The sequence below is a fragment of the Sulfitobacter sp. M13 genome, assembly GCF_053474885.1.
This window is the reverse complement of record NZ_CM130281.1, coordinates 599578-618178: the sequence shown is the minus strand read 5'-3', so window position 1 is coordinate 618178 and position 18601 is coordinate 599578. Positions and strand designations below refer to the sequence as shown.

The window sequence follows — 18601 nt, the reverse complement described above, 5'->3', positions numbered from 1 at the left end:
TTAAATGGTCAGTCTAACCGCCTCCGACGTCGAGAACGTTTCCAACTTCGAGCAACTGGTTGAGCTGTTGCGTGATCACCTAGAGTGGCCAATTGGCGAGGACTATGGCTTCGATGACATTGTTTTCGAATATGAAGCCGATGAACTTGGCCTGAAGAAAGACGAAGTAGCAAAGATCCGCGAAATCCATCAGCTCCGCCCGCTGGCAACCAATCAGCCTTGGGGAATCTTCTTCATTTCAATGGAAGACAAAGTGATTCCTGTCACGGTGTTGCGCCGCATCCTGAAGGCACTCGTCGTCAAGAAACGTGCAGGCGCACAATCCTCAGAGCGGCGCGCGTGGGATAAGAGTGACCTAATCTTCGCCGCCAGTTTCGGCCAGTCAGGCGCGCGTGAACTCGCTTTTGTTCACTTCTCGGACGGCAAAAGTACAGGCGATCTGCCCGTCATGAAAGTGCTCGGCTGGAATGCTCAGGACACAAAACTCCACAACGAACATGCGGCCAAGCTCCTTCGCGAAAAACTGATCTGGCCCGATGATGCGGAAGATACTGAAAGCTGGCGGGAAACTTGGGCGTCGGCTTTCGAGTTGCGCTTGAACGAGGCGATCCGAACGTCCAAAGATCTGGCGTTGCAGCTTGCCGAACTGGCCTCGGATATAAGAGCGCGGGTAAACCAGCTCCTTAAGGCGGAGGAAGAAACGGGGCCGATGCGGACTATGCTTTCCGCCTTTCGCAAGAACCTTATCCATGACCTCGATGATGATGGCTTTGCGGACATGTTCGCCCAGACAATTTCTTACGGGATGCTTGCCGCTCGGATTTCCCGACCCGAGGGTATTATCGCCGACAACCTGGCGGATATGGTGCCAAAAACCAACCCGTTTCTCAAAGAACTCTTTGCCAACTTCCTAAAGATTGGCGGGCGTGACAAAAGATCAAGCATGGACTTCGACGAGCTTGGTGTGCGCGACGTGGTCGACATGCTGAACGCAGCCAATATGGAAGCAGTCCTGCGAGACTTTGGGGATCGTAACCCCAAGGAAGACCCGGTCATCCACTTCTATGAGCTGTTTCTTAAGGAATACGATCCGCAAAAACGCATGCAACGTGGGGTCTTTTACACTCCCCGTCCGGTTGTGAACTTCATCGTGCGCGGTGTTGATGAAATCCTGCGAAACGAATTTAGTTTGCCTTTGGGTCTTGCCGACACGAGCACCTGGGCCGAAGTCGCGGCCCGGAACGACCGCATCACCCTTCCAGATCATGTGCAGCCTAACGCACCATTCGTCCAGATCCTCGATCCGGCCACCGGCACGGGCACTTTTCTCGTTGAAGTGATAGACTTGATTTACAATCGGATGTGCGAGCACTGGAAATCCGAAGGCATGTCGGGGGCCGAGGTCAATGACGCCTGGAACGCCTATGTGCCAGCGCATCTCTTACCGCGACTGACAGCCTTTGAACTGATGATGGCACCTTACACAATCGCGCATATGAAGGTGGGGCTGAAGCTGTCGGAGACGGGCTATGCCTTTGGGTCGGATGAGCGAGCAAGGATTTTTCTTACTAATGCGTTGGAACCGGAGCGTGATTTGGACATGGAGTTTGACTTTATGTCCGAGGCGTTGGCGCATGAGGCCCATGCGGCAAACCAAGCTAAAGTTCACCCTCGCTTCACGATTGTACTTGGGAACCCACCATATTCGAGAGAATCGAAAAACCTAACTAACGCGCAAAAACAACTAGTTCAGAATTTCAAGCTAATTGAAGGGACTCCGGTAGTTAAGCGTGGTCATCTTGAATTGGAAAGGGCCGTTCAAAATGATTACGTGAAGTTCATCGCCTTGATGCACCAAAAAATTCTCCAAGCAGGTGCCGGCGTTTCTGGATTAATCACTAGCAATTCCTTCCTGGAGGCACCTCTACTGTCTGGCTTACGGTATCATTGGAAAAAAGATTTTTCTATTAGTATCGTTGATCTGCATGGATACAGCCAAGGTCAAGCAAACGATTCCTTGGGAGACGAAAACGTATTTGACATCCTTGAAGGCGTAGCGGTCCATTTCGGAACACGCTTGGGGAAAACAGAGAGCCGCAAGACCCATATAGACGGGATAAAGGGGTCTCGGGAAGAAAAGTTCGAAAGATTGATCAGTGCTGAGCTTTTGCGAGGAGAAGAGATCTTCCCCAAAGCGCCAAACTACCTTTTTGCAATTGAAACGTCGAGCGAACGCAACACCTACGAAAGCTGGGGATATTTGGAATCTATTATGCCGTTAATTCGGGGCGCTATCGTGACAGCGCGTGACAAATTCGTAATAGGGTACGAAGCCAACGAGGTGGTGGAGCGGATCATTGAGTTTCGCGACTCGGACGAAAGTCTTGAGAGAAGATCAGTTAAGCTTGGCGCGCGTTGGTCAGGCTCATGGGCGAACGAAGGTAAGGCCTCATCAGCTTTGTCGAGCGTCCGAGGCATGGAAGATCGCAGGATTGCAGGTTCGGTTTCAAAACTCGCGTACAGGCCATTCGACACTCGGCATTTATTCTATATGGATAATTTTCTGGATACTCCGGCTCGGGCTGTAATGGCGTCGATGCTACAGCCCCAAGCACTTGGCCTAAGCCTTGGAAAATCAACGCGGAACCCTTCGCCTGAGCATTTCCTTGCGGTGGATCATCCGGTAGAAGCCAAGTGCGCAGAGAGCACGAAACAATGTCATCTTGCGCCGTTGTGGCTCTCTCCTTCAAATGGTGAAGATCATCTTCGTCCAAATATTGATCGACGTGTAGCAAAGAAATTCGGAGAAACCGTCAATCTATCATATGAAGATGGTTTGCCGCGTGGCGCGCAATCAAGCCTTGGTCCTGACTTTCAGAAACTCAGAGCTGAGCAGCTTGGCTTGCTTGACGTTCAGTGGGACGGGCGCGGAGACTTGAACACAACCTTCGGACCCCGTGATCTTTTTGATTACATTTATGCAGTGCTCCACAGTCCAGGCTATCGCAGCCGATATGCTGAATTCCTAAGGTCTGACTTCCCACGCATCCCCACTCCCAAAAATCGTACCACGTTCGCCGATCTCGTCCAGATTGGCCATGACCTTGTAGATCTGCACCTACTGCGCTCAGAGGAGACGCCAGGCTTAGAAACACCCAACATTCGCTTTGCCGGGACCGGCGAGGCACGGGTGGAGAAAAGTTATCCAAAATTTGAGAACGGTAAGATCATGATCAACGGCTTCCGTTGGTTCGAGGATGTGCCTAAAGCCACGTGGGAATTCCATGTCGGCGGGTACCAGGTCTGCCACAAGTGGCTGAAGGATCGCGCCGGTAAGGGTGGCAAGAACCCGCACCCGGGTCGCATCCTGTCGGATGACGACATCCTGCACTACCGCCGGGTCGTCGTCGCCCTCACCGACACGCAGCGTCTCATGGACGAAGTCGATGCCGCAATTGAGAAACATGGCGGCTGGCCGGGGGCGTTTTATCAATCGCCCCCGCCGCCCCCATCTGTGGAAGATATCATCGTAGCGGACGAGAGCAGGGATCTTGAGTTCAAGAGCACTTTCCAATGGGATATGCGAGAGGGAAAGCAAAACAAGTTACTTCAGAAACAGGTTCTGAAGACGCTCGCAGCATTTATGAACGCAGATGGCGGTACTCTTGTAATCGGGGTGACGGACGACAAAGAAATCATTGGCCTAGAGCATGACCTAAAACTAGTCAAAGACAGCCTCGATGCGTTTGAGAACAGGCTCTTGAGCGTGTTTTCTTCAGCTATTGGTGCGCCATATACCTTGCACTGTAAGATGCGTTTCGCTGATGTGCGAGACGAAAAGATCGTTTGCGTGATCGATGTCCTTGCTGCGAAGGAGCCAGTATTCGTCGATTTCCAGAGCCAACATGAATTCTTCATCCGCCGTGGGAATGCCACCGTCAGCTTGAATGCAAGTGAACAACACACTTACATCCGGCAGAGGTTCGCTAGTTGATCAAGGTAACAATCAGCGGCCCTCGCTGGTCCGAGAATTCACCGAATATCACGTGAAAGTAGCACGTCGGTGGCTAACGGCCCTGCTTATGTCGAGATTGTCGATTACCATTGAGAGAGGATACGCTGATGAGCATGCTTGAAGAACCAATGCACCCCGGTGAAGTCCTGAAGGAGCTTTACCTTGATCCCCTGGACATGGGGGCAATCGCGTTTGCGCGGCGTCTGGATGTGCCTCGGACGCGGATTGAGCGGTTGATCAAGGGCACGACTGGGATCACGCCCGACACGGCGCTGCGGCTCGCCCGCGTGTTCAACACGACTCCGGCTTATTGGGTGAACTTGCAGACGAATTACGACATGGCAGTAGCGGCCAAGGAAATTGATGTATCTGACATTGAACCGCTTGTGATAGATTTCCTAGAGTCAGTTTTGCTCAAATGAAGGAGACATGTACTAGGTCATTTCCTGCACGCGTAAATTTGGGCATCCGATAAATATCAAGGTAACTTCATCTCAATGGAAGCGATCAAGTCAGTGAATTCCTTGGGTGCCATGGCCAATACTAGTCGACATACGTCTTCACGAACTCTATCGACATCAAGTTTTACAAGTTCTGAAAGTTCAAAAAACTCGTTGTGCTTGTCGGCTAAGTTAGCTTCCTGCAACAAAACTAAGAGTTCTGCGTCGCCAGCTAATCCCCAAGCTTTCGCTGTACCGCTAGGATCACCAAGTAGGTCATTCTCAAGTGCTTTGATTGCCGTTTCTAGTAGCCAGTTTTCAGGCCACGTGTCTCCGGGCAAGTAGAGAATTCTGTCCTTCGCCCAATCTGAAACTTTTGATTTTTCCTCTGCGGTGCTTGCTTCGGAGCCGTCTACGACCTTCTTGGTAGCTTTATCGAAGGCGCTGGATTGATCCCCGTCAAGAATACAAATGCTGTTATCAACTCCCTCAAGGTATCGACTCGTTATTTGGCGCAAGACCGCACTGTGAGAGCCAATTGCATGGACTTTACACCGCTTTCGAACCGAAAGCGGTAGAGCTTGTTCAACTATCGTTGCGGCGTTGCCATCTTCTACAAATATGTCGAGTTCCTCCGCGTTAGGCTTTCCCATCTTGCCACATGCGAAATCTGCTGAAATTCCTTTGGTTACAAGGGTAGATGAGCCAATATTCTCGATGAAGAAGCGTCCCTCCGGAGGCAAACTACTTAAGACAGCATGCGAATGGGTCGAACAGATAACTTGGCATTTCAGTTCCCAACACAGCTTTTTGAGTTGTTCAAGTAGCCTTATTTGAGCTTTTTCGTGTAACCCGAGCTCAATCTCATCAACGATGATTAATGTTCCGGACCCAGCTTGAAACAGAGCAGTTAGGATTTCGAATACAGCACTTTCTCCGGCTCCCATATTGAAGCCTGAGTAGGAAATTCCTGCCGAGGTTACGCGGGGCAGGGAATATTTACCGTGCTCATAGCTGTCGAAGTCGGCATACGACTTCCCGATTATTCGCCCAGCAATCTTCGCAATTTTTAGCTTCGTTTCTTTTGGGAGTGTCCCAGGCTTGAAACGGGAGCGGTAGGATTTGTGAACGCTGCGTTCAAAATGCGGAACGACTCTTTGGACCCCAAAGTAAATAACATTTCGCTTGACCCTCGTGTTGTAGTCGTTCCAGCGCCCGCCCTTTCTCTTGGTCCGAACTTGAAAGCCCAAGCGTTCCTTCTTTTTTCCTCTCCAAGCGTTGTGACGAATTCCATAACGTATTTCTACCCCTTGGACCGGCATCTCGTCATCCGACTGGATGAAGAAATCTTTGAAAGTATAGTAGGTTTGTGCCCGCAATGACGGCGTGTAACCCTTGGGGTTGTTGTGGAAGGCACATGCCGCCATGGCCAATAGTGTTGACTTGCCTGATCCGTTGGTGCCAGCGATTGCCGAAATGGGATATTCGAAATCTAACTTGCAATTCTTGATGCCGCGTATGCTACCTTTGGAAAGTCCCATGCTGGCTAAGGTGGCTTTCGAATGGTCGTTTGCGAACCAATCTGAATTCTTCTTGTCCAAACTAGATTTACGATAGCTCAAGTTATTCCCACTTATCCAATCACACAGTGGTTGTAGTAGAATACTCAAACGGTGTGGGAGGCAAGCAGACGCTGGGGTAATAACCCGGAAAGCCTATTTTGTCCGGCAAAGCCGACCTGAGCGAATCCTAATGCGTCAGCCCCCTGTCCATCTCGACCTCCCGGTCTTCTAGCTCTGTCTCAGCCTCTCTTCGGCGTCCTTCACTAATTTCAAGCTGGTCTCGAGTTGCGTGCGCAGCCTCGCGTAGTTCGAGCCCTCGCTCAACAAGCCGTGCAACGCAGCCACGGACGCCGTTTGCGATTGAATGAGCACCGACACGGAGGCGGCCAATCCATCCATCTGGCTCTGCATCTTGGTCGTCGAGCGTTCCTCTAAGCCGCTCAATTCCTTTGCTGAGACCTCGCAGGCCGTCACCAACCGCTCGACGCAGGCGAGCAAGTCGCGTTCCAAGGCTGTCAGGGGTGTCGTCATCTAATCCTCCTCGATCTTGATGCAGGTCACTGATCTGCCGCCCATTGTGCAGGTTCTCAACCGCGTCTTGGTCGGGTCCAGCACCAGCCAGGTCCCGTCCTCCCTGTCGATCCGCGTCAGGCCCAAGTCCGTCAGTTCCGAGCTGGTCAGTATCAGCGTCCAGAGCAAGCTCGCGGCCATCATCGAGACGATCCCCGCCAAGAACGTCCCCGTGATCAGCCAGGGCGAGATCGTCAGCCAGCTCTTGTTCTGTCGCAGAAAGGTGCGGGTATCGATCTCGATTGTACGCTGCGCGCTGGTCGCAATGCTGTTCAAATCGGTCCTGAAGTTCTCCAATTGGGATGCCATCGAGGCGGCGTAGTCCTGCCGTATCATGTCCAGTTCCGCGTTCAATTTCTCGCTCAGTCGGGTCGGCTTGCCAGTCTTCATGAAAAATATCTCCTTTTAGACGCCAGCGTTCGTCCGTGTCGGGATCGCGGGCGGTCAGGTATGCTTTACCGACGCGCGGCAGGTCGTAGCCCGCGTCTGTGAGGGCATCGATCATGGTTGCGCGGTCTGTGATCAGGCCGACGCTGATCTGGTCCTGTAGCCATGCGTGCAGCTCGTCGCGGCCTTGGGCGCGGGTTGGGGTTTCGATGGTGTCGCGGACCTCTTGGGTGCGCTCCAGTTCCATCGGATCGGCCCAGCCGTGGCGCTGGTTCATTACGTCGCGCAAGGAATCGAACGCGTTCTGATAGCCGGGCGGCGCGATGTTCAGGCTCCGCCCCGAGGTCAGTTCCAGGCGCGGCGTGCAGAAATGAAGCTCGACACGGTCTTCGTGGGTATGTCGGACCCAGAGCACCTCATATTGCGTCGGGTCCAGCCCCGCGAAGGCCAGATACTCGAACCCGTCCATGACCTCGGCCTGCTGTTCCTCTGTTGGGGCATCCTCGGCGGCAAAGCTGATCACGCCCGCGCGGTAGGTCCATTGGTGGCGGCTGGCATCGATCAGGGCTTCGGTGCGGTCGGGATTGCCGCGCAGGACCTCGGGCAAGGGTTCCCGCTTTACGGTCATCGGTTGGCCGTCCGCATCGCGGATCAGGTCGCGGTTCTCGTCGTGGGCCAGCACCTTGTCCGCGACGAGGTAGCCGACCGGACCCGCGCCCGCGCCTTTGCCGTTGCGAAAGAACTTGATCAGCATCGGCGTGCAGCCTCGACGATCTGGGCCAGCTGGCGCTCGATAGTCAGCAGGCGGCGGGCAACGGTGAGCGCGTCAAGATCAACGCGGCCCGCTAACATCGCGCGATTCAGCCATCGGGCGATCTGGTTAAGGTTGCCGCCAATGCGCCCGACGGCCAGCACCAGCGCTGGATCGACGCGGGGAATGGGCTTGCGGCGGCGCGCCTCGGTCAGGCCAAGCGCCTCGCGCAGCAGGGTCGCAGCGGGCAGGCCAGCGGCCTCAGCCTTGGCGCGCAGCTGAGCCTTCTCCGCCGCTGAGCACCGAAAGACAAACGTCTCGGTCAGCGGCTCTTTGGTGCGGGCTTTGCCCGCGCCGGTGGGGTTCGAAGGGGAGGCGTGCCGCCCCTCGCAAGGTCCCGTGTCAGCAGCGCCAGCGTATGACATGGGTCGCCTTGCTGTTTGCTCTTCGGTGGGATCGGTTGCGGTCATGATCTGAGGCCTGCGGCTTGGACTTGCGCCTGCGTTACCAGCTTTGAGGCAAGCAACGCCGTCACCTGCGGGGCCGTGATGTGTTTGCACATCGGGCTGCGGTCGCTGATCCAGCAGGCTAGACGCGCATGGTGATCGGCCTGCAACGCCGCTGTCTTTTCTCGGTCCTCCGCCTGATTCTCAACATAGGCTTGCCAACGCCGCGTCTGAAACCAGTTATCGGAAAAGCAGACCTTGGAGCGGGTAAACCCAGCGCTGTCGTTTGCGTAGGCTTGGACGGCCTGCCGCAAGTCCTCCGGTGCAATCCCTTCCTTCACGGCCTCTTCGATCTGGGCAAGGCAGGCCGCTTTGCCACGCAGTCGGTCGGGCGGATACGCCACCAAAATCTTCTCAGCCTCTTCATCCTCCACCGCCTCGCGCCTGCGCGTAGGTGGTTTATGGATGGTTTTAGGATGGTTTGGGGGCCGTGGTGGCCCCGGTACCCCGGCCACAGTGACCCCCGTACCGGGGCCAGACTGGACGGGGGCCACTGTGGACCCCGTCTCAATCTCGGGCTCAAGGGAAGGCTCAAGCGCCTCCACCTTCGCAAGATCGATACGGTAAACGACGGTGAAACCGTTCTTGCAGGTGCGTGCACCGGTCTCGACTAGGATACCTTCTTTGAGGAACTCGCGGACGGTTCGCTTGACTGTTGTTTCCCCTAGCTCGGTATGTCGCTGAATCGTGCCCTTTGAACACCAGATGCCCGAACCGTCATCACTCGCCTTATCAGCCAAGAACATGATGATCTGCTTGCGCGTTGCGCTGCCGAACTTCCGTTCCGCGCATGTATTCGCAACCCGCCAGCTCATTGGAAGGCTCCAAAGTGCGCAAGGACGTGCGAATTTTGTACAGGTTTTGTACGAGATTTCTGCCGTTTCAGCAGAATTCGGCGCGAAAGCTCACGGGACTTTCTGCAAGCATCTGCAGAACCCCTTACAAATAAGCCATATTTTTCAGGTGTTTTTGGTGACCCCGGCAGGATTCGAACCTGCAACCTGCCCCTTAGGAGGGGGCTGCTCTATCCAGTTGAGCCACGGGGCCACGGGTTTTCCTTAGCGTAAAATGCGGTGGTGATCCAGTCACAGAACCTGACATCTCGGCAGCTCTGAGGCGGGGTGCTTGATATGGTGATTGCCTGTGATCATGGGACGCACTACGCTGTTGATAGAATACCACTTTCAAGCAGGACAAGCGCCTTTGACACAGCCTCCGAAACGCCCGTTGACCCTTCGTGATGTATCCGATGCCTGCGGGGTGTCGGAAATGACGGTCAGCCGGGTCCTGCGAAAACGCGGCGATGTCTCCGATGCGACGCGGCGGCGGGTGTTGGCGGCGGCCAAGGAACTGGGATACGTGCCCAACCAGATCGCCGGATCGCTGGCATCCCAGCGGGTCAATCTGGTCGCGGTGATCATTCCGTCGCTGTCGAACATGGTCTTCCCCGAGGTGCTGAACGGCATCAATCAGGTGCTGGAAGACACGCCGTTGCAGCCGGTTGTGGGCGTGACGGACTATATGCCCGAAAAAGAAGAGCGTGTTTTGTACGAAATGCTGTCCTGGCGGCCCTCGGGCGTGATCATCGCGGGACTGGAACATTCCGATGCGACGCGTGCCATGCTCAAGAACGCGGGCATCCCCGTGGTCGAGATCATGGACGTGGACGGACGTCCGATTGATGCGATGGTGGGCATCTCGCACCGCCGCGCAGGACAGGAAATGGCCAAGGCGATCCTCAAGGAAGGCTATGAACACATCGGGTTCATGGGCACCAAGATGCCATTGGACCACCGCGCACGTAAACGGTTCGAAGGGTTCACCGAAGGGCTTGCCAAAGCAGGAATAGAGATCGAGGACCGCGCGTTCTATTCCGGCGGCTCCGCGCTGGCGAAAGGGCGCGAGATGACGCAAGACATGCTCGAACGGTCGCCCGAACTGGATTTCCTGTATTATTCAAACGACATGATCGGCGCAGGCGGGCTGCTGTACCTGATCGATCAGGGCATTGATATTCCGGGGCAGATTGGCCTTGCCGGCTTTAACAACGTGGAGCTTTTGCAGGGCCTGCCCCGCCAGCTTGCCACGATGGACGCCTGCCGGCTTGAGGTCGGACAGGCCGCTGCGCGTATTATCCTGAATGATACGCTGGATGAACCGGACCCGGATCTGCAAACGCAAATCACTCTGACACCCACCTTGTCGCTGGGGGATACACTGCGCCGCAACCGCAAGGTATGACCCTCGCCACGCTTGGCAATCGTGACGCGCGTCGCATCTTTTTGCACCGTCACTTGCTCGGCGATGCGCCGCAAGGCCCCGCCGGCGGGGACGCCCTGTTGCAGCTGATCCGCGGCTTGGGGTTTGTGCAACTGGACAGCATTAACACAGTGGCGCGGGCGCATGACCTGATCCTGTTTTCGCGCCGGCAACGCTATCGTCCGCAGGCGCTGAAAACCCTGTATGAACGCGATGGTGCGCTATTTGAACACTGGACCCACGATGCCGCTGTGATCCCGATGGGCTTTTACCCTTATTGGGAATTGCGCCGGCAGCGCGACGCGCAGATGCTGCGCAAGCGGTACAAAAACTGGCACAAACATGATTTCGAAGGGCGGTTCCAAACCGTGCTGGACCAGATCCGGTCAGATGGTCCGGTGTCGTCGTCTGATGTCGGGCAGGACGAACCGCGCTCAAATGACGGGTGGTGGGATTGGCATCCGTCGAAAACTGCGCTGGAATATCTGTGGCGCGCCGGTGCGCTTTGCGTGGTGGGGCGCGACGGCTTTCAAAAACGCTATGACCTGACAGAGCGGGTGATAGACGCGGGGCTTTGCGACCCGTGGCAGGCACCGGATGAGGCACAGACCATCAATTGGTGTTGCAGCGGGGCGCTGGACCGTTTGGGTTTTGCCACACCGGGCGAACTGGCTGCGTTTTGGGCACATATTACCCCCGCAGAGGCGAAAATGTGGGTCACCCAGGAACAGGCTGCCGGTCGGATTGAGCAGGTCCAGATCGCGGGCGCCGACGGCACGCCTCATCGCAGCTATGCCCGTCCGGGTCTGGCACGCGACCCCGCGATAGACATTGCCCCCACCGCGCGGCTGCGGGTGCTCAGCCCCTTCGACCCTGCGCTGCGCGACCGCAAACGCGCCGAACGTCTGTTCGGGTTTCGCTACCGGATAGAGATGTTCGTCCCCGCACCAAAACGGGTTTATGGCTACTATGTGTTCCCGATCCTGCAAGGCGAGAGCATCATCGCCCGCGTGGACATGAAGGCGCACCGCGACCGCGATACGCTGGTGGTACGCGCCCTTTGGCCAGAGCCGGGCACGCGTTGGGGTAAAGGCAAACAGGTCGCGTTTGAGGCTGAACTGGCCCGTATTGTCCGGCTCGCAGGCGTCACCCACATCACATTCGAAGACGGCTGGCTGCGCTGAACCGACCGGTTTCGCCTAACGCATTGGCACTGAAACCTTGAGTGCGCGCTAACGATTACAATTTGTAAACATTTTGTTGACGTATTGCTTTTCCCTGCCAAAGTAAGCGGAAAGGAATCAAGAACCATGCCGCACCACCTTTGTTTTCATCCGATGGGTCGCCCATGACACGCCATGTGGTCGTCGTGGGGGCGGGTATCGTCGGTGTGTCATCGGCCATCTGGCTACAACGCGCAGGCGCGCAGGTCACGATCATCGACCGTGCGGCACCGGGCACAGGCACGTCGCATGGGAACGCGGGCGTGCTGGCCGCTTGTGCCGTGGCACCGGTCACAGCGCCCGGCCTGATTGCCAAAGCGCCCGCGATGCTGCTGAACCCCGATGTGCCGCTTTATCTGCGCCTGTCCTATCTGCCGCGCTTGTTGCCGTGGCTGGGCAAATATCTGCGTGTGGCGAATGACCGGGACACCCGCCGGATCGCGCAGGGTCTTGCGCCTATCGTGGGTGACAGTGTCGAGCAGCACAAAAGCCTGACCGCCGATCTGGGCCTGTCCGACTGGGTGACAGACAGCGACTATGTCTTTGCCTATCGCAACCGCGCGGCCTTTGACGCCGAGGCCTATACCTGGGCGCTGCGGGCGGATGCCGGCTTCACGCCCGATCTGATCGAAGGCGGGCAGGTGCGCGAGTATGAACCGACCCTTGGGCCGAATATTCACCTGCTTGCCACCATGAAGGACCACGGCTTTATCCGCGACCCCGGCGGATATGTGACCGCTTTGGCACAGGCCTTTGAACAGGGCGGCGGCACGATACTGCAGGCCGAGGTCAAGGACTTCGACCTCTCAGCCGGCGCGATCTGTGGCATAGAGACAACCCAAGGCCGCGTGGCCTGTGATGATGTCGTGCTTGCCACCGGCGTCTGGTCAAAACCGCTGATGGCCAAGCTGGGGCTGAATGTCCCGCTGGAAACCGAACGCGGCTACCATGTGATCTTTGAGGGCGCGACGGGCGGGCCAACGCGCCCTGTGATGATCGCCAGTGGTAAATTTGTTGCCACCCCCATGGCGCAGGGCCTACGCTGCGCGGGTATCCTAGAGTTCGGCGGACTTGACGCCGCCGCTTCCAAAGCACCGCTGGCGCTGTTGCGGCGTCAGGCCAAGGCGGCCTTTCCGCAGCTGACTGCCGCGCGTGAAATCGAATGGCTGGGGCACAGACCTGCCCCCAGCGACAGTCTGCCCCTGATTGGGCAGGTTGGCACAAGCCGGGTCTTTACCGCCTTCGGGCATCACCACATCGGGTTGACAGGCGGGCCCAAAACAGGCCGCCTTGTTGCGGGATTGGTCATGGGGCACCCCGTGAACACCGATCTGCAGCCTTATGCACCACAACGGTTTAGCAAGGGTTAACCCTGCAAGCCAAAGACCAACCAACAAGGAGAGAACCACATGAAACGTACGACAAAATTGATGACAGGTGCCGCAACCGCGGCCCTGACGCTCACCACCGCCCTGCCCGCCTTTGCCGCGGAAAAGTGGGACATGCCGATGGCCTATTCGGCATCGAACTTCCATTCCGAGAACGGCGTTGAATTCGCCAACTGCGTGACCGAAGGCACCGCAGGCGAAATCGAAATCACCGTACACCCCGGCGGGTCGCTGATCGCGGGTGCCGATATCAAACGCGCGATCCAGACGGGTCAGGTCCAGTTGGGCGAACGCATCCTGTCGGGTCACCAGAACGAAAACGCGATCTTCGGCTTTGACTCGATCCCGTTCCTTGCGCCGTCCTTCGAGGCGTCTGACAAACTGTGGCAAGCCGCCAAACCCAAGATCGAAGAGCTGCTGGCAGAGCAAAACCTGACCCTGCTGTATAACGTGCCATGGCCGCCACAGGGCCTGTACTTCAAGAAAGAGGTCAACACGGTCGAGGACATGAAAGGCGTCAAGTTCCGGTCCTACAACAACGCGACCAGCCGTCTGGCAGAGCTGACAGGCATGCTGCCCGTCACCATCGAAGCCGCCGAGCTAAGCCAAGCTTTCGCCACCGGCGTTGCGGAATCGATGATCTCCTCCGGTGCGACCGGCTATGACCAGAAAGTCTGGGAAAGCCTGACGCATTTCTACGAGGTCGACGCTTGGCTGCCGCGCAACTACATCATGGTCAACAACGACGTGTGGAACGATGTCTCGGAAGAGAACAAATCCATCATCACCACCTGTGCCAGCGATGCGGAAACACGCGGGCTGCAAGCCTCCAAGGACTATACACAGTTCACCTATGAAGGGCTGCGCGAAGGCGGCATGACCGTGGAACCCGCCAGCGAAGATCTGATGTCCGGCCTGCGCGACATCGGCGGCACCATGACATCCGAATGGCTGGAGAATGCAGGCGAGTACGGTCAGGCGATCGTCGATAGCTACAAATCCATGCAGTAAATCCGCAGACGGCGGCACCCCACACCGGTGCCGCCGTTTTCCTGCGATCCGCCAAACCGGAGACCTTTCTCATGAACATCCTGCGACGCCTGCTTGATTTCATCTATTTCGCATCTGGTGCCTTGGCTGCCGTCAGTCTTGTCGCGATCCTGCTGCTGATCGTGGTGCAGATGATTGCACGATGGACCGGCGAGGTTTTCCCCGGTGCGGCAAGCTATGCTGGCTATGCGATGGCCGCCTCCAGCTTTCTGGCCTTTGCCAACGCGCTGAACCGCGGCGCGCATATCCGCGTGTCGGTGCTGCTGAACGCCCTGCCCGCTGGCCCGAAACGGCTGCTTGAAATCTGGTGTTTTGGCCTTGCCGCCGCCATCGCGTGGTATTTTACCTACTACGCCTATTGGTTCGTCTACTGGTCATGGAAGTTCAACGAAGTCAGTCAGGCACAAGACGCCACGTCCTTGTGGATTCCGCAGTCCGTGATGGTTGTGGGTGGCGGTATCCTTGCCGTCGCGCTGACCGATAACCTGCTATATCTGATCGTAAAAGGCGAACACCGTCTCACCCGCGATCTTGTCGATCAAAGTTTTGGGGAGTGACGCTGTGACGGAACTTTATGCGATCATTCTATTTATCACCGTCCTGTTGTTCTTGCTGGGCTCCGGCGTCTGGGTCGGTCTGGCGCTGATGGGCGTCGCCTGGTTCGGGATGGAGCTGTTTACCACCCGCCCCGTTGGCGATGCCATGGTCACGACGATCTGGGCCTCGTCCAGCTCGTGGACGCTGACCGCGCTACCGCTGTTCATCTGGATGGGCGAAATCCTGTTCAGGACACGACTATCCGAGGATATGTTCAAAGGGCTGTCGCCGTGGCTGGCAAAATTGCCGGGCGGGTTGGTGCATACCAATATCGTCGGCTGCACGGTCTTTGCCGCCGTATCGGGATCCTCTGCCGCGACGCTGTCGACCGTGGGCAAGATGTCGATCCCCGAACTGCGCGCGCGCAACTATCCTGAAAAGATGATCATCGGCACCCTTGCTGGTGCCGCGACCCTTGGGTTGATGATCCCGCCGTCGCTGGCGTTGATCGTTTACGGCGTGACTGTGAACGAAAGCATCACCGAACTGTTCTTTGCCGGCGTCCTGCCGGGGCTTATTCTGGCGCTGATGTTCATGGCCTATGTCGCCTTTATCGCGCTGACCTCAAAGGACTGGAACCCCGACGTCGAAACGGGGATGAGCTTTGCTGCCAAGCTGCGCAACTCGCGTTTTCTGCTGCCGGTCTTTGGGCTGATCACGGTGGTGATCGGGTCCATGTATCTGGGCTATGCCACCGCGACAGAGGCCGCTGCTATTGGCGTGCTGGGATCACTGGCGCTGGCGCTGATGCAAGGGTCGCTGAACTGGACCAGCTTTCAAGAAAGCCTGATGGGCGCAATGCGCACCTCTGCGATGATCGCGCTGATCCTTGCAGGTGCTGCCTTTCTCAAGCTGTCGATGGGCTTTACCGGCCTGCCGCGTGCGCTGGCGGACGGGATTGCCGCGCTTGAACTGACGCGCTTTCAACTGCTGATGGCGCTGCTGGTGTTCTATATCGTGTTGGGCATGTTCCTTGATGGTATTTCGTCGGTCGTGCTGACGATGGCTGTGGTCGAACCCATGGTGCGCGGCGCGGGGATCGACTTGATCTGGTTCGGTATCTTTGTTGTGGTCGTCGTTGAAATGGCGCAGATCACGCCGCCGATCGGGTTCAACCTTTTCGTCATCCAAGGCATGACGGATCACGAGATGGGGTATATTACCAAAGCCGCCTTGCCGATGTTCCTGATCATGGTGGTGATGGTCTTTGTCCTGATCTTTTTCCCCGACATCGCGACATGGCTTCCCGACAACCTAAGGCAGGTGCCGCAATGAGCGACTTCCCCCTAATCCAGACTGTTGGCCTGTCCGGCGTGCTGGTGCGCTTTGCTGACACGATGTCAGAGCCCGCGAACCGCGCTGCCCTGTCATTCCGCGCCGCCGTAGATGCCGCCGACTGGCCAGAAGTGGCAGAGACAAGCACATCGCTGGTCTCGACCTTCCTGCAAATCGATCTGGTGGCCGTGTCGGTGGACACCATGCTGGACCGGCTGCACGACCTGCTGGCGACGCGCGACTGGTACACCTCTGATCTGCCGACAGGGCGCACGCTGTGGCATGTGCCCACGGTCTATGGCACCGACCTTGCGCCGCAACTGGAAGAAGCGGCTGAGCTTGCGGGGCTGGACCCCGACGCGGCGATTGCGCAGCTGTCGCAGGCCCGTGTGCGCGTGCTAACCATCGGCTTTGCCCCCGGCCAGCCCTATATGGGCGAGCTGCCGCAGAACTGGGATATTCCCCGCCAACAGGGGCTGACAAAATCCGTCCCCGCCGGCGCGTTGATTGTGGCAATCAGACAGCTGATCATCTTTACCAACGCGTCGCCCACGGGATGGCGACACATCGGGCAAACCGCATTCAAAACGTTTCGGCCGCGCAGCGACACGCCCTTTGCGCTCTCGCCGGGGGACGAGCTGTGCTTTCCCGCCATTTCGCGCAGCGCTTATGACAAAATCACCGCCTCTGACGAAACCGGTCAGGGCGGTGCAGAGACAGAGGTACTGGCATGACCGTGACCCTCACCATCGCCCAGGCCGGCCCCGCCCTGACGATACAGGATATGGGCCGACCCGGCTGGCGTGCCCAAGGGCTGACCAAGGGCGGCGCCGCTGATCCTGTCGCAGTTTACGAAGGGGCCGCCTTGCTGGGCCAGTCCCCCGACCTTGCTGCGATAGAGATGACGGGCACCGGCGGGACCTTTACCGCTGACGCCAACATCCGCATCGCGCTGACAGGGGCCACAATGGCCGCTAGCATCGACGGGGATGCCATCGTCTGGAACGCCAGCCACATGTTGCCCGCAGGGGCCAAGCTGACCATCGGCGGCACCACAGGCGGCACCTATGGCTACCTGCACGTGGGCGGGGGCATTGCCTCTGATACACTGCTGGGGGCCCGTGCCAGCCACCTGAGCGCCGGTCTGGGGCAGCCCTTGGCCGCGGGCGACGCGCTCTCCCTTGGGGCCGACAAATCGCGCGAGACGGGGCTGCAACTGCCGCGTGACGGCCGCTTTGACGGGGGCACCGTACGCGTCGTGGCCAGCATGCAGACCGATCACTTTACCCCCGAAGAACGCCAGCGATTTGAAACCACCGCCTTTACCCGTGATCCGCGTGCCAACCGCATGGGCGTGCGCATGGATCACGACGGGACAGGTTTCAGCGCCGACGGCGGGCTGACCATCCTGTCCGAAGTCATCGTGCCCGGCGATATCCAGATCACCGGCGACGGCGCGCCCTTTGTGTTGATGGGCGAATGCCAGACCACCGGCGGCTACCCTCGTATCGGGACCGTCATTCCCCGCGACCTGCCACGCGTGGCGCAAGCCGCATCTGGCACCGCGATCCAGTTCGAGTTCATCACCCTCGAAGATGCCATCACGCTCGAGACGCAGCACCGTCGCGACATCAAGGCGCTTGGCGGCCAGATCACCCCGCTGATCCGCGACCCCGCCAAAATCCGCAACCTGCTGGCCTATCAGCTGGTGGGCGGTGCGATCTCTGCCACCGACAACCCCTTTGAAGAGGAGCATTAAATGCCGACCGTCGATCTAAACGCCGATATGGGCGAAAGCTATGGCCCATGGAAAATGGGCGATGATGCCGCTTTGCTGCAAATCATCAGCTCTGCCAACATCGCCTGTGGTGGCCATGCAGGCGACGCCGATGTGATGTCAGCCACAATGACGCTGGCCCGCGATAACGGTGTCGGCATTGGCGCGCACCCCGGTTTCATGGATCTGGCCGGCTTTGGCCGCAATCGCATGTCGGTGCCACGGGGCACACTGCAAAATCAGGTCCGCTATCAGGTCGCCGCCAGCGTCGGCATGGCCCGCAGCCTTGGCACATCGGTCCGTCACCTGAAACTGCACGGCGCGCTGGCCAATATGGCGTCAGAGGATGAAGTGTTGGCCCGAGACCTTTACGAGGCCGCGCTCAGCGTCGCGCCTGATCTGATCGTCATGGTACTGGCCGCCACAGCGCAACAGGACGCGGTGCAATCGCTGGGCTGCGCCTGGGCCGGAGAAATCTTTGCCGACCGCGCCTATAACGACGACGCGACGCTAGTCGACCGCTCTAAACCCGGCGCGGTGATTCACGACGCAGCGCTCGCGGGCGAGCGTATGGTGAAAATGGTCAAAGCAGGCGCGATCCTGACCGAGGGTGGCAAAACGATTCCAGCGGCCATCGACACGATCTGCCTACACGGCGACACCCCCGAAGCGGTCGACATTGCCCGTGCGGTCAAATCATCGCTGCAAGATGCAGGGATCGCGCTGAAAACTTTTGAAGGCCATCGCGGCTAGTTTCTAACCCCCTAGCCCGAAACGAAAAACAGCGCCCCGAGGGACGCT

At 57.7% G+C, this 18601-nt stretch carries 15 protein-coding genes and 1 tRNA gene; 11 read left to right on the top strand and 5 right to left on the bottom strand.

Features of this window, described 5'->3' with window-relative positions:
* Positions 1 to 4: 4 nt before the first annotated feature.
* Positions 5 to 3994 (top strand): type ISP restriction/modification enzyme, encoded by a 3990-nt coding sequence (locus tag ACVBAU_RS02840; protein ID WP_448327785.1) that lies wholly within the window; start codon positions 5 to 7, stop codon positions 3992 to 3994.
* Between the two features lie 128 nt (positions 3995 to 4122).
* Entirely contained in the window at positions 4123 to 4437 is a 315-nt protein-coding gene (locus ACVBAU_RS02835; RefSeq protein ID WP_448327783.1) for a HigA family addiction module antitoxin, read from the top strand.
* A 56-nt stretch (positions 4438 to 4493) separates the two neighbouring features.
* On the opposite strand, the gene ACVBAU_RS02830 is transcribed toward ACVBAU_RS02835, so the two are convergent.
* From ACVBAU_RS02830 to ACVBAU_RS02810, 5 genes are all read right to left on the bottom strand, one after another.
* Positions 4494 to 6077: an ATP-dependent nuclease gene (locus tag ACVBAU_RS02830; protein ID WP_448327781.1), complete on the bottom strand. Its 1584-nt coding sequence runs from the start codon at positions 6075 to 6077 to the stop codon at positions 4494 to 4496.
* Between the two features lie 127 nt (positions 6078 to 6204).
* A complete protein-coding gene (locus ACVBAU_RS02825; protein WP_448327779.1) occupies positions 6205 to 7728 on the bottom strand; it encodes a relaxase/mobilization nuclease domain-containing protein in 1524 nt (507 codons plus the stop codon).
* Complete coding sequence (locus ACVBAU_RS02820; protein ID WP_448327777.1) at positions 7722 to 8195, bottom strand: plasmid mobilization protein; 474 nt, start codon at positions 8193 to 8195, stop codon at positions 7722 to 7724. Before ACVBAU_RS02820 ends, ACVBAU_RS02825 begins: the two co-directional genes overlap by 7 nt.
* Positions 8192 to 9046 (bottom strand): hypothetical protein, encoded by an 855-nt coding sequence (locus ACVBAU_RS02815; protein WP_448327775.1) that lies wholly within the window; start codon positions 9044 to 9046, stop codon positions 8192 to 8194. The genes ACVBAU_RS02820 and ACVBAU_RS02815 overlap by 4 nt, the downstream gene beginning before the upstream one ends.
* 155 nt (positions 9047 to 9201) lie before the next feature.
* A tRNA-Arg gene (locus tag ACVBAU_RS02810) sits at positions 9202 to 9278 on the bottom strand.
* 156 nt (positions 9279 to 9434) lie between these two features.
* Between ACVBAU_RS02810 and ACVBAU_RS02805 the strand changes: the two genes are divergently transcribed.
* The 9 genes from ACVBAU_RS02805 to ACVBAU_RS02765 all read left to right on the top strand — a co-directional run bounded on the left by ACVBAU_RS02805 (position 9435) and on the right by ACVBAU_RS02765 (position 18553).
* A complete protein-coding gene (locus ACVBAU_RS02805; RefSeq protein ID WP_138925201.1) occupies positions 9435 to 10472 on the top strand; it encodes a LacI family DNA-binding transcriptional regulator in 1038 nt (345 codons plus the stop codon).
* Positions 10469 to 11674 (top strand): winged helix-turn-helix domain-containing protein, encoded by a 1206-nt coding sequence (locus tag ACVBAU_RS02800; RefSeq protein WP_448327773.1) that lies wholly within the window; start codon positions 10469 to 10471, stop codon positions 11672 to 11674. Before ACVBAU_RS02805 ends, ACVBAU_RS02800 begins: the two co-directional genes overlap by 4 nt.
* 164 nt (positions 11675 to 11838) lie before the next feature.
* Positions 11839 to 13083, top strand: coding sequence for an NAD(P)/FAD-dependent oxidoreductase (locus ACVBAU_RS02795; protein ID WP_448327771.1), 1245 nt, complete (start codon positions 11839 to 11841; stop codon positions 13081 to 13083).
* Between the two features lie 39 nt (positions 13084 to 13122).
* Positions 13123 to 14112 carry a TRAP transporter substrate-binding protein gene (locus ACVBAU_RS02790; RefSeq protein ID WP_448327769.1) on the top strand — a complete coding sequence of 330 codons (990 nt, stop codon included), beginning with the start codon at positions 13123 to 13125 and terminating at the stop codon, positions 14110 to 14112.
* 71 nt (positions 14113 to 14183) lie between these two features.
* On the top strand, positions 14184 to 14708 hold the full coding sequence (locus ACVBAU_RS02785) for a TRAP transporter small permease (protein ID WP_138924530.1): 525 nt from the start codon (positions 14184 to 14186) through the stop codon (positions 14706 to 14708).
* A gap of 4 nt (positions 14709 to 14712) precedes the next feature.
* Complete coding sequence (locus ACVBAU_RS02780; RefSeq protein ID WP_093731644.1) at positions 14713 to 16023, top strand: TRAP transporter large permease; 1311 nt, start codon at positions 14713 to 14715, stop codon at positions 16021 to 16023.
* Complete coding sequence (locus ACVBAU_RS02775) at positions 16020 to 16757, top strand: 5-oxoprolinase subunit B family protein (protein WP_448327767.1); 738 nt, start codon at positions 16020 to 16022, stop codon at positions 16755 to 16757. The genes ACVBAU_RS02780 and ACVBAU_RS02775 overlap by 4 nt, the downstream gene beginning before the upstream one ends.
* On the top strand, positions 16754 to 17782 hold the full coding sequence (locus tag ACVBAU_RS02770; RefSeq protein WP_448327765.1) for a 5-oxoprolinase subunit C family protein: 1029 nt from the start codon (positions 16754 to 16756) through the stop codon (positions 17780 to 17782). The genes ACVBAU_RS02775 and ACVBAU_RS02770 overlap by 4 nt, the downstream gene beginning before the upstream one ends.
* The gene (locus ACVBAU_RS02765) at positions 17783 to 18553 is read left to right on the top strand and encodes a LamB/YcsF family protein (protein ID WP_138924533.1); all 771 of its coding nucleotides are present in this window, start codon (positions 17783 to 17785) and stop codon (positions 18551 to 18553) included.
* The last annotated feature ends 48 nt before the right edge of the window (positions 18554 to 18601 follow it).

Excerpts from the sequence above, each read along its gene's own strand:
- ACVBAU_RS02785 (WP_138924530.1), top strand. The coding sequence starts at position 14,184 with ATGAACATCCTGCGACGCCTGCTTGATTTCATCTATTTCGCATCTGGT.
- ACVBAU_RS02820 (WP_448327777.1), bottom strand. The coding sequence starts at position 8,195 with ATGACCGCAACCGATCCCACCGAAGAGCAAACAGCAAGGCGACCCATG.
- ACVBAU_RS02800 (WP_448327773.1), top strand. The coding sequence starts at position 10,469 with ATGACCCTCGCCACGCTTGGCAATCGTGACGCGCGTCGCATCTTTTTG.
- ACVBAU_RS02825 (WP_448327779.1), bottom strand. The coding sequence starts at position 7,728 with ATGCTGATCAAGTTCTTTCGCAACGGCAAAGGCGCGGGCGCGGGTCCG.
- ACVBAU_RS02770 (WP_448327765.1), top strand. The coding sequence starts at position 16,754 with ATGACCGTGACCCTCACCATCGCCCAGGCCGGCCCCGCCCTGACGATA.
- ACVBAU_RS02795 (WP_448327771.1), top strand. The coding sequence starts at position 11,839 with ATGACACGCCATGTGGTCGTCGTGGGGGCGGGTATCGTCGGTGTGTCA.
- ACVBAU_RS02835 (WP_448327783.1), top strand. The coding sequence starts at position 4,123 with ATGAGCATGCTTGAAGAACCAATGCACCCCGGTGAAGTCCTGAAGGAG.
- ACVBAU_RS02765 (WP_138924533.1), top strand. The coding sequence starts at position 17,783 with ATGCCGACCGTCGATCTAAACGCCGATATGGGCGAAAGCTATGGCCCA.
- ACVBAU_RS02790 (WP_448327769.1), top strand. The coding sequence starts at position 13,123 with ATGAAACGTACGACAAAATTGATGACAGGTGCCGCAACCGCGGCCCTG.
- ACVBAU_RS02815 (WP_448327775.1), bottom strand. The coding sequence starts at position 9,046 with ATGAGCTGGCGGGTTGCGAATACATGCGCGGAACGGAAGTTCGGCAGC.
- ACVBAU_RS02775 (WP_448327767.1), top strand. The coding sequence starts at position 16,020 with ATGAGCGACTTCCCCCTAATCCAGACTGTTGGCCTGTCCGGCGTGCTG.
- ACVBAU_RS02840 (WP_448327785.1), top strand. The coding sequence starts at position 5 with ATGGTCAGTCTAACCGCCTCCGACGTCGAGAACGTTTCCAACTTCGAG.